This window comes from Streptomyces sp. MBT53, from assembly GCF_016654115.1.
GTDB lineage: Bacteria > Actinomycetota > Actinomycetes > Streptomycetales > Streptomycetaceae > Streptomyces.
The window spans coordinates 13,656-27,392 of record NZ_JAEQAZ010000023.1 but is presented as its reverse complement, the minus strand read 5'-3'; the positions used below and the strand labels follow the sequence as shown (position 1 = coordinate 27,392).

The window sequence follows — 13,737 nt, the reverse complement described above, 5'->3', positions numbered from 1 at the left end:
TAGAGCGGGCGTGGCTACGGGATGCCGAGGGCCTCGAATGGGCTCGACAGGGAGAACTGCCGCTGGCGGGCGACCACGAGGGCCTGTTCGAGGTCGAACTCGGCCATCCGGATCAGGTCGACGAGCCGGGACGGTTTGGAGGCGAGGACAAGGCGCGTGATGTCCTCGGCCGTGTCGTCGCGGTTGAAGTGGTGCCGGAAGAGGTCGAGGTTCTTCTCCACCACCAGCAGGGTCATGTCGAACTCGGAGATCTCGACGTTGGAGACCCGTCGTGTGCGCGAGTGGACCCGGTATTCGTGCAGCGGGCCGGCGATGCACACGATGTGGTTGGCCTCGCCTCTGCGGAATCGTCCGGCGAGGAGGTTCACGGCGAAGGCCCAGTCTCCCCATTTCCGTACGTGGGGGTCGTAGAGACCGCCGTGGATGGCGTCTTCGCGACGGTAGACGATCGACGTGGGCACGTGGTGCTTGCGCAGGACCAGCTCCTCGCGGCACGGGTAGGAGGAGATGGTGAGCCCGTCGAAGTCGCCGATCATCCGCGACATGGTGTGGACGAAGGCCACGTGCTGGTGCGTCTTGAGGAGCTTGACGGCTCGGTCCGGGTAGCTGCCGGCCTTCAGCAGCTCAGGATCCGTGGCGAGCCGATCGTCGGCGTCGAGTTGCATCACGTACTCGAAGGACGCGGCGTTGATGCCGGCGTTCCTGGCGGCGTGGTGTCCGCTGTGCTCTTGGCGGACGATACGGACCTCGGCACGCTCGGCGCACAGCGCGATGGCACGAAGCGTGGGCTGGTCGTCGGAGCCGTCATCCACGATCACGACTTCGTACGAGAACGTGTGGGGCTGCTGGATCAGGGACTCGACGGCTTCCACGAGGTAGCCCCCCGAGTTGAAGCAGGGGATGACGAAGCTGATCCCCTCGGGCGTGCTCGACTTCACGGCATTCCTCCTGTCTCTGATCGGGCTGCCCGGTTGGCGGCGATGACGGTGGCCCTGGTCGCCTCGAAGCAGTTCCTCCCGGTTCGGCGGTCCTGTTCCGCGTGCTCGGACCAGAGCAGCGTGAGGTCCCAGCCGTCGTAGATCCGCTCGACGACGTGTCGGAAGGAGTCCGGGGAATAGTCGGCCTCCCCCTCGATACGCAGCAGTTGGCCGTCCGCGGACCTGCGGGTGATCCCCGTGAAGACTTCGAGGTAGTGGTAGTTCGCCCCGCGCGCGTGAGCGACCGCGCTGGTGAGGAGGGACTCGACGTCGTGGCTCGCGAGGTAATGCAGGACGTCCTTGGCGACGATGACCCCGAAGTCCTCATCGATGGCGAAGTTCTCGGCGAGACATTCCCGTGGGTCGATCAGGCGGGCCCAATCTGCTGCGCCGTCGACGCGGTGGAGAAGCGAGTCGCTGGCGATCTGATCGACGGCTACGACGCGGAATCCTGCACGCGCTAAGGCGATGGTGTAAGTGCCGGCCCCGTATCCCAGATCCAGTGCGGTACGTGGGGTCTCGTCTCCGATGGATTCCAGGAGGGTGTTGAACCGCTCCGAGGTGACGGCCTGGAGGTTCTCTGCGGTGTTCCGGCCGCGCGGGATCGCGTCCGCGTAGAAGGCATGCACGGATGCCTTCGAAACTGACAGATTCATGGATGACTCCTCTATGCCTGGAAGGTCTGGAGCAGCTGGCACCTAGAAAGGCACCGTGAACAGGCGTCCAGGAGCGAGCACCGACGAGGCGAGCGCCTCGGTGACCTGCATGGGCCGCAGGTGGCTCGCGAGGGAGCTGCGCTGCTCGGAACCGCGAAGCCAGTGCTCCATGAGCTGACGGTTGCTGTCGCTGTGGAACAGCCCGTCGAACGACTCCTCCGACACGTACTGCTCGTCGGGCAGCAGCGCGGCGTTGGCGCGTGTGATCACCCGGGCGAACGCGTCGATCCCGTCCGCGCTGATGCCGCGGGGGATGTCGTAGCAGTGGACGTGGGTGGAGAACAGCGTCGACAGCTGGGCCTCCAGGTCGACGCTCGACGTGCGGCCGTTGACGTTGTAGAGGCCATCCGGGAGCTCCGCCCAGTCGCGGATGGAGGGGGTGGTCTGCTCGAAGGACAAGGTCCCGAGCGAGACGGTCCTCCCCGTCGCGGCGTCTACGAGGCGGAACGTGGAGGTCACATCGGTCTCGCCGAAACGGAAGCCCTCATCCGAGTCCGCCGACCACCGCGCGCCGGCGTCCTGGAAGCTGCGGGCGATCGGCTGGGAGAGGCGCTGGTGCTGGTCGATGGGGAAGGCGCCGAAGGCACTTACTTCCAACCGGAGTTGGCGCTCAGGGAAGAGCTCCGCGTTGAGTGACAGGATCTGGGTAGCGAGATCCACGTAGTGGTACGCGCCGTGCATCATCATCCCGTAGCCGTACTTGTACGGGTGATCATCGCGGCTCTCGAACTCCCGCTGGAGATTCCACACGCCGCCCGCGGCCCGGAGATGGAATGAAGTCAGGGGCGCCTCCCACCTCTCCATCCGATCCCTCAGCGAGGCAACTACCTTCTGGTTGTAGATCTGGTGGTACCGGCTCAGCGTCATCACCGAATGCTCCGCAGGGGAGTCGGCAGCAACACCGATGAGTTCCTGCATGGTCTTCGTGATGTACGACGGCTTGAACCGACCGTCGATGATGGGAGCCAGCACGGGCTTCTCGACCAGTGAGTCGATGTGGTTCTCCACGCAGAACCGCAGGTATGCCTCGTGAGCTCGCACCTCTGTGGCGATGTACACCTTCGTCGGTACGCCGGGTACTCGCAGGCGTTGCACGGCGGTTGCGATGACTTCCTGCGGCGTCTCGCGCACTCGGTCGCCGGAATCCGACAGGTAAACGACTCCTCGCGGCTTCACGCTCGCTGCGTGTATGCGTCGGTCGATTTCCGTCCGCTGCGACTCCAGGTCGATGATGGAATAGGAGTCGATGTGGCCAGACTTGATGGCATCGCGAATGCACGGAAGGTACTTGTTGGCGACGATCTCATCGAAACCGATCACGATGAGGTGGTGAGCTGATATCACGGGACCACCTTTCCAAGGAGCCTAGAAGGAATGGCTGATTGGCTGGTTTTAGGCGCACGCCACCAAAGGCCCGTATGGCATTGGAGGAAATGCGTGAATACTTTCCGTGCCGTCAACCCATGGAATTCGACCCGGAACCGCCGACCTGCCCTGCGGCGACGAATTCAACTCTCGTCGTGCGAAGGCGACTTCGGGAGCGTGCACTTGGGGGTGCACTCGTGCACTCCTGCGTGCGAACCTCCTGCACCCTGGGGCTGACCTGCGTAGAGTGACCGTGCGTCAAGCTGGCACTACGGCCGTTCTCTGGGGGTCCGATGGCAGACCGGAACGCCAGACTGGCCGCGCTCATGCAGGAAGCGGACTTCTCGCACAAGTCGCTCGCCCGCGCGGTAGTCGTCGCAGCGGCTCGATCACGGGAAGACGTCACCTGCGATCACACGTACGTCACCCGGTGGCTCAAGGGCTCCATACCGCGCGGGAACATGCCGCAGCTCATCGCCGACGCCATCGGGGCCAAGCTGGGACGCCGCCTCACCATCGATGACATCGGGATGGGCAACGCGGCGATATCCGCTGTACAGCCTGACCTCGGGCTCGACTTCGCGGACCACCCCGAGGCTACGGCCAAGACCGTGACCGACCTCTGGCGTGCCGACCTTGCCGAGGCCGAGCCGCTGGTCCGAGCGCAGCCGGACTCCGCAGCCTGGAACACCGCCACTCTGCGCTGGCTCGTCGTCCCGCCGGACGCAGCGCCGACGCGGACCGGTGGCCAGGCGATTGGCGCCGTGGACGTGGAAATGGTGCGCTCAACCGCCGACGCGTTCAGCACACTTGACGGGAAGTTCGGCGGCGGCCACGCCCGACGCGCGCTCATCCAGTACCTGCACACGGACGTCCGGCCCATGCTCGACGGGCAGTACTCCGACGACGTGGGCAAGCAGCTGCACTCGGCTGTGGCCGAAGCGCTCTTGCTCGCCGGATGGATGTCGTACGACAGCGGCCTGCACGGCATCGCGCAGCGGTACTTCATCCAGGCCCTGCGCATGACGCAGACGGCTGGTGACAGGCTCCTGGGCGGAAGCGTCCTGTCGGCGATGAGCCATCAGGCAACGTTCATGGGGCGGTACCAGGACGCTGTAACCCTTGCCCGTGCCGCATACATGGGGCCGGCCGCGAGCCTGGGGCCGACGATGGCCGCGCAGTTCCGTGCGATGGAGGCGCGGGGTCTGGCTCGCCTTGGCGACGAGCGAGGCTGTGACCTGGCCCTGGCGGAGGCCGAACGCAAGCTCAGTCAAAGGACAGCCGACAGCGACCCGCCCTACATCGCGTACTTCGACGAGGTGGAACTGGCGGCGGAGATCGGCCACTGCTTCCGCGACCTGGGACGCTCCGTCGAAGCCGCAGAGCGGGGTGCGGGCTCCATCTTCGGCGACGGCATGAACAACCGAAGCGACTTCTTCGCAACGATGGTGCAGGCCGAGGCGTACCTCAACCAAGGTGAGATCGGCCGCGGTTTCGAGATCGCCGTGGGTGCTCTGAGCCTCGGCGAGGGGCTGAAGTCGGCGCGCTGCGTGCAGTACGTGCGGGAGTTCCAAGGGCGCGTCACGAACCACATGAGACGGGCCGCGGAGTTCCGCGACTTCGCGGAACAGGCCCGGGCCTTCCGCCTCTGGCAGCAAGCCGAAGCCGCTTAGAACGGCGCCCAATCCCGCCGTGAGCCACCCGACCGCAGCGTCTCGACACGCTTCTCGACTTCTTCAGCGGCGCGCGGATTCGCGTCGGCGTTCTGCGTGAGCCAGGTGACCATCAGCAGTTCGCGGACGCTCCGGAGCACGGTGTACCCGGACCACTGCCGGACGTCGAAGCCGTAGCCGTCCACGAAGTCGGCGTACTCGGCCTCCGTGTGCCAGCCGAAGCTGTCGTAGTACATGGCCGTCTGCATGAGGTCCCACTCACGGGGGCCGGTCGCGAAGCCGTCCAGGTCGATGACCTTCGGGTGTCCTTCGGCGTCATGAAGGACATTGCCGACGTTGAAATCACCGTGCAGATGCCCCGGCGGAAGGGCGAACTCCAGCCGCTCGTACTCGGCTGCCAGCTTCTCGGCCAGACCGGCTAGATACGCGCGGGTCTCGGCACGGATCACAGCACGCCGCAGTCGCTGCTCGACTTTGTTGAAGGGACGGAGGGCGGGCAGGGAGACGTGCGGCGGCTCCAGTCCGTGGAGCCGCCGCAGGAGTTCGCCCATCTCACGCGTGCTGGCGTATTCCTCGCCGTCGGCCAGCCCTTCCCAGAAGGTCACGGGGTGGCCCTCGACGACGACAGGCTGTTCGGCCTCTGTGACGAGTCGCGCCGACGGGTAGTCCTCCGCCGCGAGCCATTGCGCAACAGCGACCTCGCGGCGCACGGACGGTAGACGATCCGCGTGGCGGCCGACGCGAGAGACGACCCGTCCGCCATCGATGCGGAACACCGCATGGTCACCGAGTCGCAGCATTTCTACGCCTTCGGGGTCTAGCCCCGCCAGGACGCAAGCTCTACGCAGAATGCTCTCTGCCGATGCGGAGTCGAACGCGGTTTGTTCGCTCGTCGTCATGCCGTCTGACCCTCCTGTGCAACAGGCAGAGCGGGGGTGATCCACCCCCGCGTACGAGGGTAAATGTGTCCGCTTCTTTCCAGTTCGCTCGGGGCAGACAGGAAAGCCCCGGAAAGGACTGGTGCCCGCCCGCAGACCATGTCAACGTACAACGCCCTGCCAGAGCACCTACCCCCGAAGCCCACGGAGGCGCCCCTGTACCCGCATCACCCCAGCGGATCCCTCCCCGACGACTCGCAGGAGCCGTTGTACTGGGTCAGCCCGCGCCACTTGGCCGGTGACGACAACGCTCTCGCCGAGCAGGTTGGGACCACCCTGACCGGCCTCGGCTGGCGCATGTGGCCCACCTCCCGCAACACCTTGTTGTACGTGAGCCCGGACGAGCTGTGCGGTGCCGAGTGGATCCTTGCGGCCTACCCGTTCGAACTAGGCGGTCTCCCGGTTGCCTGGCAGCTGAGCGCCCGCTCGGATGCCACCTCCGCGATGCCGGCGTGGAACGCGTACTTCACGGCCGGCGTCCCGTACGAGGCGCTCGCCGATCTCCTCGTGGCGATCGACACCCGCGAGGCGCCCGACGTTGGCTCCGAGGGGTCGGAGGCGGTCCTCAACTCGTTGAGTGCCCGAGGCTGGATCCGCGATGTGGACCGCCCCCGCACCACCGCTACGGACCCCGGGTTCTCCTGCAGTGTCTCCTTGGAGATGCTGCCGCCGCTCATCCAGGACGCCGACCCGCGCCCCGACCTGGTGGGCTGGCAGGCATGGGCGGAACCCGTCGTCAGCGCCCCCTATTTGTGGTGTGCCAGCTTCAGCGCCAGCGTCCCCCATGAGCTGGTGGCGGCGTTCGCCGCCTCGCTCGCCTCACCGGCTCCGGTGCCCCGCCGAACCGTCCCTGCGAGCGCCGAAGGGCGGCTCACCGTGGTCCGCCGCAGCTAACGGCGCCCGCCCAGAGGAGCCGCTGTCGTAAGCGGCTCGTCGCCGATCTCCCGAGTGGTAACAGGTCAGACGAGGCGTGCCCCCGCGCCCGCCAGATGACAGAGAAGGAGAGAGCCTTGTTCTTGTTCCGACGCGCTCGCGAGGACCGCGCGTTCCGTGAAGCCCAGCATGCGGGCCACGCGCTGCTCCTGCGGCTGCAGGCCACGCAGCCGTGGCCCAACTTCCCCGAGCCGACCCCACAGGCCCCCGCCGCAGGGGAAGCGGTTGTGCCCGACTTCCTGCCGCCGGAGCTGCGGGTGCCGTCGCGCCAGGACGTGGCCGGGGTGATGATGCGCTGGCAGCCACCGCTCGTCGTCGGCGGCGAGGTCCGTACGTGCCCCGAGTGCGGCATGTACCGGGACTGGATCGTCTTCTGCATGCGCGACGACTCGATATGGCTGCGCTGCCGGGCGGGCCACGAGACGAGGGAGCCCGGCCTGGATGCGGTCTGGTTCAACCGCAACTCCGGTCCCGTCAACCGGTTCCACCCCACTCTCGAAGAGGGCCTGCGCCACCTCGGCCATTGACCTCCCGAAACCCCCGCTCCCCGTCGTACTGCCGGCGCTCGGAGGGCCGGCCTGGTCAGACCGTCCGTTTCGCAGGCCACAACAGGCCACAAAGGGGTTTCCTATGCGCCTTCACGCCACGACCGTCCGCGGTCTCAGCGCCCTCGCTATCTTGGCCCTGGCGGGCTGTTCCCAGGGCAGCGCCGCCTCCTCCGGCCCGATGTCCTCCCAGACCGTCCCGGTGCACCCGGACGGCGAGAGTGCCTTGGCGCTCGCTCCGTTGTCTTCGACTGCGCTGGCGAAGCTGCTCTTGGACGAGAGCGACCTGGGCGGGGACTACACCCGCATGCCGCAGCGCGCGGCGGCCCACGACGACGTGACCGTGAACGGCTGCCCGGCGCTGGAGAAGCTCGGCGGCGACGCCGCGACCGGCACAAGCCTCGCCTTCCCCCGCAGGGCCAAGGCGTCCTTCACCTACGCTGGTGGCGGCAATTCCGAGCTGGCCGAGGAGCTGTACAGCGACACCGCGGCGAAGCTGTCCAAGGGCATTGGGAAGATCTTCGATGCGATGGTCTCCTGCCCCACGTATCAGGTGGTGTCGGGCAACACCGTCGTCATAGTGGGCACGCAGGTGAGGCCCGCCCCTGACCTGGGCGACGAGCAGTGGAGCCAGCTGCTCACCTACTCGATCGGTGGGCAGCGCAGCGTCGTCAAGCAGACGGCGATCCGGATCGGCAACGTCCTTGTGCTCGTCTCGGGCGCGCCGGGACTTGTGGATGCCAACCTGGAGAAGGCGCTCGACAAGGCCGAGGCAGCCTTGTGACCACCCTGTCGGCGTCGTTCGGCGCCGACGCGCATGACTTTGTCGCCGTGTTCGCCGATTCCCTCAGTTCCAGGGCCTCCCACGCGGTGAAGCCGGGCCTCCCAGTTGAGGGAGCCCGGCTTCGTGCTGCGGTGCCTTGTTCTGGCGTCTCCCCGCGCGTCACCGCCCGCAGCTGAGATCGTGATCAGCGCCGCCGTGCCTGTGACGGCTGCGGGGCCGGGGCGGCTGCTGCCGTGTGCTCTGGTGCGTCGGGGCGCTGTGCTGCGATGCCGACTCGTGTTGTGCTGCGGGCCTGTGCTGCTTCGCGGGCTCGTGCGCTGGGTGCCGACCTTGCGCTGAGGCGTTGGATGCGCCAGGTCAGGACTCGTGCGGGTGAGTCGGCGTCGTCCAGGGCGCGCTGGTCGGCGACCTGTTGGAGGAGCCGCTCCGGGTCGTGTCCGGCTGCTTCCGCCTGGGCGAGGGCGACGGTGAGAGCCGCGAAAGCGGGGTCTTCGATGACCTGCTCCACGTGCTCGGGCACGACCTGGCGCAGGCGGCGGATCTGCCGCTCCATGGCCTGCTGGGGCGGCTGACGCTGTGCGAGAGCGGCCAGTGGTGCGGCGGCTGCTTGATCGTAGGCGGCCTGGAGGTGGAGCAGGCTCTGGTGGGCCGCTGCGACTTGCTGGTCGTGGTGGCGGAGCTGGTGCCAGCGGGCAGCGGCGATGACCACGAGGATCGCCGCGTCGAGGAACATCGCCAGGATGGCGCCGTCCTTGGGGGCGGGCTCGCGGACCATCGCCCGTACGGCGCCGCGCAGAGCACGAGCGTGGTGGTGTTCGGCGCGGATGCGGGAGCGAGTGGCGCGCTCGAACGCGGTTGCCGCCTCTCGGAGTTGGGGCCGCAGGGCCTGGGATGCGAGGAGCGGGAGGGCGTCGAGGGCTTCACCGAAGGCGGCGAGGTGGGCCTGGGAGGCTTCGTCGTCGGTCTGGTCGAGGTGGTGGGGGATGCGTTCGGTGGCGGCGGTGGCCTGACGCCAAGGGTTGGGCCTGCGCCGGCCCGGCTGCCCAGCGGGCTGCGGGTCGATGTTTTCCAGACGCTTTTGGATCTTGGGGAAGGAGAGGTCCGGGGAGAGTTCGTAGCCGGAGAACCAGACGGGCTCGTGGTCGGCGGTGGTGGTGTCTTCGCTGGCGACCTTGTAACCGCGCACATCACCCGAGGGGAAATACACGACCTCGACAAGCACACCGTCGATGTGGCTCAGCAGGTGGACGAACTCCTCCACGCTGGAAGCAGCGGCCACGGCGGTCCGCACGGTGGCGCGCAGGCGTTCACGAGCGGGCTTCTCGTGGCCGGAGCGGCGAGCCTTCTCCTGCTCAGCGCGAGTGGGCCGCTTGGCGGCGGTGCGGTCACCGCGTACGACTCGAAAGAGGCCGTATTGCTTTTCGATGGCGGCGAGTTCACGGTCGGCGGTGAGGTAGTCGTTCCAGTGCCGGGCGGTGCTCAGGTCGCCGCGGACCTTGGTGGCGGCGATGTGGATGTGGTCGGGGGCGTGGCGGACGGCGACCCACCGGCAGCCGTCCGGGTCACCGTCCGGCGCGATGCCCGGGGCCGCCACCACCCGGCGGGCGATGTCGGCCCACTCCTCGTCGCTGAGAAGGCGGTCACTCTCGGCAGCGCGGATCGAGCAGTGCCACACGTACTTCTCGGGGGCGCGGCCCAGTCGCCGGGCCTGCTTGACGTGCAGGTTGAGGTCGGCCACGAGGAGCTTCTTGGTGGCGTCGAAGTCGTCGGTGCGGCCGGGGTCGGGGGCGAAGCCGTCCCAGGAGGCGACCGAGTGGGGATCGGTGTGGTCCCTGGCCTTCTTCGTGTCGAACAGGTACCTGATCAATCCGGCGATATCTTTGCCGTTGCTGATCTTCGCGATCATCGGACCGCCTTTGTGGTGACGGCCTGGTTCGCGGCTGCCGCGATGTGGCGAACGCTGGCGCCGACCGCGGTCAGGGTCTGCTCGGCCTGGGCCAGGAGGGCGGTATCCCCAGGCTGTGGATGACCACCGGAGTTCAGCTTCTTGGCGATCTGGTTGATGTTGTGGCCGATCTTGGCGACCTCGCCACGCAGGGCGGTCAGCTCGTCGATGTAGTCGTCGAGCGGGGTGCGCTGGCCGGGCAGGGCGAGGTCGCCGTGGACGTGGGCCATGACGACGGCGCCGACGTAGTGGGCGCCGGCGATGTTCAGCGACCGGGCCATGCGCAGGATGTCGACCTTCTCGTCGACGCTGTAGCGGGCATCGACACGCTCTTTGCGCTGGCCGTTCGGGTCGGGCTTACGGCGGCGGGCGACACGGTGCAGCGCGGCGGCTTCGGCGGCACGCGGCAGCTGGGCGGCGGCGGTGTCGGCGGACTGTTCCCCCTCGGGTGCCCCCTGGTGCCCGAGGTCCTCCGCCACCCCCGGGGCGGAGGCTTCCCCGTTGCGGCCGTCCCTGGACGGTCCAGCGGGATACCTTGCTGACGCGTCTGGGGCTGGGGTGGTGGTCATCTCCTGCTGGTGCGTTGGGGATTCGTGGTGCTGGTTGGTCATGGGGCGGTTCTCCGTGGGGTGTTGATGGCCGGTCAGCGACCGGACGAGCTCGTCCCATACCTGTCAGGGCAAGGACGGGTGGAGCGGCGATGTCGGGTTGACTCATTGCGGGGCGGTCGCTCGTCCCCGCGCTGACCTGCGCGGGGACGAGCGATGCGAGTTACGCCGGAGCGATGGGAGCGCCAGCGGCGGTTTTGTCGAGGTCGTCCTGCCGCTGAGATGCGGCCTCATCGAGTTCGGCCTGCAGGACGTCCTTGAGCTTTTCCGCGTCGGCCCTGCCGATGGGGAGGCCCTTGCCACGGATCATCGCTTCGATGTGGCGGCGCGAGGCACGGTCTCCGCGTCCCAGTGGCGCGGTGCGGGCGATCGCGAGGTACTCATCGGACACAGTGCTGGGCTTCTGGTCCTCCGGCTCGGCGGAAGACTGCGCGGATTCCGGCACAGTGGCGGCGCCCTGCGCCGCATCGGCAGAACCTCGCGCCACGTCGGCCTGACCGTCCGCCACGTCGAGACCGGCTGGCTCCGGGAGACCGTTGTGGCGTTCGGTGGCGTCGGTTGGGTCGGCGACGAGTTGGTGGATCTGCCTCATCAGGACCCCGAAGGCCAGCAGTGCGGCGGTCGGGGGAACTGCGGCGACCACGTAGTCGAGGAGGGGCACGGTGCTCGCGTTGCCCGTGCCGCTGACGCCGGCCACGTTGAGTGCGATGGAGCCGACCGAACCGGTGGCCGTGAGGGCGATGGCCCATCCGTCGGTGACCCGGCGCAGTCCCGCGCGGAGCATCAGCAGCTCGCCCGCGATGATGAACGCGTCCAGGGTCGCGGGCCAGGCCCACTGGCGGACCGGGGAGTTCCCCAGCCCGTGCTGTCCGGCGACCTCGGCGAGGTGTGCGTACGAGAGCCAGAACCCGCCGGCGGTGAGGGCGATTATGACGACTCCCGCCGCGCCGAGTGCGTAGCGCTCGGCAGCTTGCTTGGTCATCACTTGCCGCCCGTGAGCGCGGCGTGGATCAGGGTGCAGGCGGCGGTGCCGAGGGGGAGGATCGCGGCGCGATCCCAGCCGGTCGCCAGGTGGGAGGTGGCGCGATGGGTGGGGATGGCGAGGGTGGTCAAGCGGGGTTCTCCTGGGGTGGTGGCGTGGTCCGTCTTTGCCGTCTTGGCCGTTGCAAGCGCAGGTCAGGGCCGGTACGGCAGGGGGCGCGACGTTCCGTCTTGGCGGTGCCGTCGCGCCTTTGAGGCACGCACGGGCGGTGAGGGCTGCGGTTCGGTGGCCGTGGACGGATCGGATCCGTCTTGGCGTCCCGGTCGCATGCGCTGTGACCTGCGGTGATACGGCGAGGACGCCCAGGACGGCACAAGACGGAAGCGGGTGGCGTCCCGGCGGGCAGCAACGACGGTCATGATCGTGTTGCCGTCCTGGCCCCGGTTGCCGTCTTGCCCGTATGCCGTTTGACCTGCGGGATTACGGCAGGGACGGCAAGGACGGCAACCGGGGGCGGGGGCTCAGCCCTCGCTGCGAGCGGGGCCGGTGCCGACCGGGTGGACGGTCGGGCAGTAGCGGCGCCACGCGTCGAGGAACTTGTTGCGCGTGTAGCCCTTGCGCTGGGTGCCGTCGGCGAGGCGGACGTTGCCGGGCCGGATGTCGAAGTCGCGCAGCAGCGAGCCGAGCTCACGCGGGCTCAGCCCGTTGCGCCCCCACTCCGCCCACGGGCCTTCCAGGTCCTGGCGCAGGTGGTGGAGGAGTTCGTCCGTGGAGAGGCTGTCGACCTCGCGCTGGGCGACGAAGACCCGGCGGATGTCGGCCAGGATCCGCGCTGAGCTCGGGTGGTCCTCCTCGGCCGCCGCTTCGGCCGCGACCATCTGCGCGCATGCCGCGCGGGCGAGGCGGGGCCAGGGCCCGGCGGCAAGGTCGGCGACGATCACCAGGGGCTCCCAGGTGTCGGCAGCGCGGTCCTCCACCGGCATGGCCGGTTCCAGGTCGGCTGCCTCGTCCAGCAGCGGCCGTATCCATGCGGCGATGCGGTCGCGCAGGTCGTGGAGGGCGGGAGTGTCGCGGCGGGAGCGGAAGGGCTTGACGCTCTCGCCCTCGGCCCGGCGGCGCATGCGGATCACCACGGACCGGTCCATGATCGTGTCCGGCAGGTCGCCGATCCCCGCGAGGGCAGCCATGGCGAAGGTGGCGAACCGGTGCGGGGTGTGGTCGTTGCCGACGACGCGGGTGACGTACCGGTTGCGCTGGTGGCCGGCGTTGAGCAGGCCGCGCATCTCCTCGTTCTTCTCCGCCTGCTTCGGCGTGCCGAAGATGGTGTCGGCCTCGTCCACCAGCAGGGTGGGCGGTTCGTCGGTGATGGAGCGGAAGATTGCCGCCGGCGTGGTGTTGATGGTGAGCATCGGCTCGTGGACCGTCTCAGTCAGCACGTCCAGGAGCCGTGACTTGCCGCACCGCTTCGCCGGCCCGACCACCGCCAGGCGCGGGGCGTGCTGCCACGCGGGCTGCAGGTGCGTGGCCGCCACCCACAGCGTGACCGCGTCCAGCGCCTGCTGGGAGGGCAGGATCACGAACTGGGCTATCTGCGAACGCAGTTCGTTCAGCAGCTCGGAGCCGTACGTCGGCTCCGGGTCCGGCACCGCCTCCTCGACAGGCTGATCCGCTGGAACCGTATCCGGCGCCCGCTCATCGGCCGCCAGGGCGGCTTCAGGCGCGGAACCGGGCCGGCCGGGCACCGCGACCGTCGGCCATACCGCTTTGCCGGGTGCGGAATAGGGCTCGGGTGTCGTAGGTTGCACAGGCAAGCTCCTTATCCGGTGACGTCGGGCATGCAGGCCCGACTCACGCAGGTCGTTCGTTGGAATGCGGGCAGTGGAGTGTGCTGAGCCTCCGGCGTTGGCCCGCCGGGGGCTTTCTCGCTTCCTTGGCCGGGGCGAGGGAACACGGACAGTACGTCCACGTCCGGCCACAGTCCAGCGTTTCTGTGTCAGCTCAGCGCAGAAGCGTCTGCTATGGGCTCGGGTGGTCATGCGGCCAGGCCGAGCAGGTTCAACAGGTCGGCGGTCACGACGCGGTACGCCTTGCCCAGGCGCAGGACCTTGCAGGGGTACTGGCCCCGCTTGGCCAGCTCGTAGCCCTTGCTCCGCCCCAGCCCCAGCGCGCGGTTGCCGGTGTCCAGGTCAACGGCGGCAGGCAGGGCCAGCAGCTCCGCTCGCGTCATGCCCTTGGGCTGCTCGGCGGTCTCGTTGTCGCGCATCCAGCGCT

At 68.4% G+C, this 13,737-nt stretch carries 15 protein-coding genes; 5 read left to right on the top strand and 10 right to left on the bottom strand.

Annotated elements, in window-relative coordinates:
• Nucleotides 1–14: 14 nt before the first annotated feature.
• The 3 genes from JHN45_RS11395 to JHN45_RS11385 are packed head-to-tail and all read right to left on the bottom strand — an operon-like array spanning nt 15 to nt 2,788.
• Nucleotides 15–938 carry a glycosyltransferase family A protein gene (locus JHN45_RS11395; RefSeq protein WP_201048930.1) on the bottom strand — a complete coding sequence of 308 codons (924 nt, stop codon included), beginning with the start codon at nt 936–938 and terminating at the stop codon, nt 15–17.
• Nucleotides 935–1,633, bottom strand: a complete 699-nt coding sequence (locus tag JHN45_RS11390) for a bifunctional 2-polyprenyl-6-hydroxyphenol methylase/3-demethylubiquinol 3-O-methyltransferase UbiG (RefSeq protein WP_201048929.1) — start codon at nt 1,631–1,633, stop codon at nt 935–937. Before JHN45_RS11390 ends, JHN45_RS11395 begins: the two co-directional genes overlap by 4 nt.
• 42 nt (nt 1,634–1,675) lie before the next feature.
• Nucleotides 1,676–2,788, bottom strand: coding sequence for a hypothetical protein (locus JHN45_RS11385; protein ID WP_201048928.1), 1,113 nt, complete (start codon nt 2,786–2,788; stop codon nt 1,676–1,678).
• Between the two features lie 90 nt (nt 2,789–2,878).
• Between JHN45_RS11385 and JHN45_RS11380 the strand changes: the two genes are divergently transcribed.
• Both JHN45_RS11380 and JHN45_RS11375 read left to right on the top strand, forming a co-directional pair.
• On the top strand, nt 2,879–3,031 hold the full coding sequence (locus JHN45_RS11380; RefSeq protein WP_201048927.1) for a hypothetical protein: 153 nt from the start codon (nt 2,879–2,881) through the stop codon (nt 3,029–3,031).
• 353 nt (nt 3,032–3,384) lie between these two features.
• Nucleotides 3,385–4,731 (top strand): hypothetical protein, encoded by a 1,347-nt coding sequence (locus JHN45_RS11375; RefSeq protein WP_236583579.1) that lies wholly within the window; start codon nt 3,385–3,387, stop codon nt 4,729–4,731.
• Here the strand turns inward: JHN45_RS11375 and JHN45_RS11370 are convergent.
• Complete coding sequence (locus JHN45_RS11370) at nt 4,728–5,531, bottom strand: phosphotransferase enzyme family protein (RefSeq protein ID WP_236583578.1); 804 nt, start codon at nt 5,529–5,531, stop codon at nt 4,728–4,730. The genes JHN45_RS11375 and JHN45_RS11370 overlap by 4 nt on opposite strands.
• A gap of 345 nt (nt 5,532–5,876) precedes the next feature.
• Here JHN45_RS11370 and JHN45_RS11365 point away from each other — a divergent pair, with 345 nt between their 5' ends.
• From JHN45_RS11365 to JHN45_RS11355, 3 genes are all read left to right on the top strand, one after another.
• Complete coding sequence (locus JHN45_RS11365) at nt 5,877–6,563, top strand: DUF317 domain-containing protein (protein ID WP_236583582.1); 687 nt, start codon at nt 5,877–5,879, stop codon at nt 6,561–6,563.
• Nucleotides 6,564–6,685: 122 nt separating this feature from the next.
• Nucleotides 6,686–7,129 (top strand): hypothetical protein, encoded by a 444-nt coding sequence (locus JHN45_RS11360; protein ID WP_236583577.1) that lies wholly within the window; start codon nt 6,686–6,688, stop codon nt 7,127–7,129.
• Nucleotides 7,130–7,232: 103 nt separating this feature from the next.
• Nucleotides 7,233–7,931, top strand: a complete 699-nt coding sequence (locus JHN45_RS11355) for a hypothetical protein (protein WP_201048923.1) — start codon at nt 7,233–7,235, stop codon at nt 7,929–7,931.
• Nucleotides 7,932–8,115: 184 nt separating this feature from the next.
• Here the strand turns inward: JHN45_RS11355 and JHN45_RS11350 are convergent, their stop codons facing one another.
• The 6 genes from JHN45_RS11350 to JHN45_RS11330 all read right to left on the bottom strand — a co-directional run bounded on the left by JHN45_RS11350 (nt 8,116) and on the right by JHN45_RS11330 (nt 13,729).
• Nucleotides 8,116–9,837 carry a relaxase/mobilization nuclease domain-containing protein gene (locus tag JHN45_RS11350; protein ID WP_201048922.1) on the bottom strand — a complete coding sequence of 574 codons (1,722 nt, stop codon included), beginning with the start codon at nt 9,835–9,837 and terminating at the stop codon, nt 8,116–8,118.
• Complete coding sequence (locus JHN45_RS11345) at nt 9,834–10,487, bottom strand: MobC family plasmid mobilization relaxosome protein (protein ID WP_201048921.1); 654 nt, start codon at nt 10,485–10,487, stop codon at nt 9,834–9,836. Before JHN45_RS11345 ends, JHN45_RS11350 begins: the two co-directional genes overlap by 4 nt.
• 160 nt (nt 10,488–10,647) lie before the next feature.
• Complete coding sequence (locus JHN45_RS52885; RefSeq protein WP_236583576.1) at nt 10,648–11,466, bottom strand: DUF2637 domain-containing protein; 819 nt, start codon at nt 11,464–11,466, stop codon at nt 10,648–10,650.
• Entirely contained in the window at nt 11,466–11,597 is a 132-nt protein-coding gene (locus JHN45_RS53975) for a hypothetical protein (protein ID WP_268982239.1), read from the bottom strand. Before JHN45_RS53975 ends, JHN45_RS52885 begins: the two co-directional genes overlap by 1 nt.
• Nucleotides 11,598–11,987: 390 nt before the next feature.
• A complete protein-coding gene (locus JHN45_RS11335) occupies nt 11,988–13,271 on the bottom strand; it encodes a DUF3631 domain-containing protein (RefSeq protein ID WP_201048920.1) in 1,284 nt (427 codons plus the stop codon).
• A 227-nt stretch (nt 13,272–13,498) separates the two neighbouring features.
• Nucleotides 13,499–13,729, bottom strand: coding sequence for a hypothetical protein (locus JHN45_RS11330; protein ID WP_101399825.1), 231 nt, complete (start codon nt 13,727–13,729; stop codon nt 13,499–13,501).
• Nucleotides 13,730–13,737: the final 8 nt, after the last annotated feature.